Source organism: Pedococcus sp. P1_H8, assembly GCF_056405175.1.
The window spans coordinates 1-596 of the sequence record NZ_JBFUCP010000073.1 but is presented as its reverse complement, the minus strand read 5'-3'; the positions used below and the strand labels follow the sequence as shown (position 1 = coordinate 596).

Sequence of the window (596 nt, the reverse complement as noted above, 5' to 3'; positions counted from 1 at the left end):
CGGCGAGAAAGGCCGATACGAGGGTCGCGAAGTCGTCGGGGCACTCGAGTTGCGGCATGTGGCCGACACCCGGAAACAGATGCGTCTCGGCATGCGGGTACATGCTCCGGGCAGCGTGGAGGTGACGTGCAGGCTGAACCCGGTCCCTCTCGCCCCACATGATCAGGGTCGGCCGAGGGTGTCGATTGGCCGCGGCGATGAGTTCGGTACGCCCGGCCGGCCGGATGCCGCGGATCCCGATCTCTGCGCGAACCAGCTCGTACAACACGTCAGCGGGGTCGGGTTGGCGAGCGATGTCCATCGCGAGGTCAATGCGTTTCTTCGTCACGAAGGTGGGATCGGCGAAGATCAGGCGTTCGACCAGGGCTGCGCCGGCCCGGGTGGTGTGGCGGGCAGCGAGCCGGCCAATGCCCGGCAGCGCCAGTATCCGCAGCAGAGCTGCCACCTCGGATCCGAAGCCCGCACTGTCGACCAGAACCAGGCTGGCCACCCGATCCGGCTCGACCGCGACGAGCTGCTGGGCGACCGCCCCGCCCAAGGAATTGCCGATGACATGCGCGGGCCGGTGTTCGTCGAGTGCGTCGAGGGTTTCACGG

At 68.0% G+C, this 596-nt stretch carries 1 protein-coding gene; it reads right to left on the bottom strand.

Going from position 1 to position 596, the window contains the following annotated elements:
• Window positions 1–596 (bottom strand): alpha/beta fold hydrolase (locus tag AC1DYG_RS18900; RefSeq protein ID WP_477641407.1); only part of this gene is annotated, 596 nt, incomplete at both ends.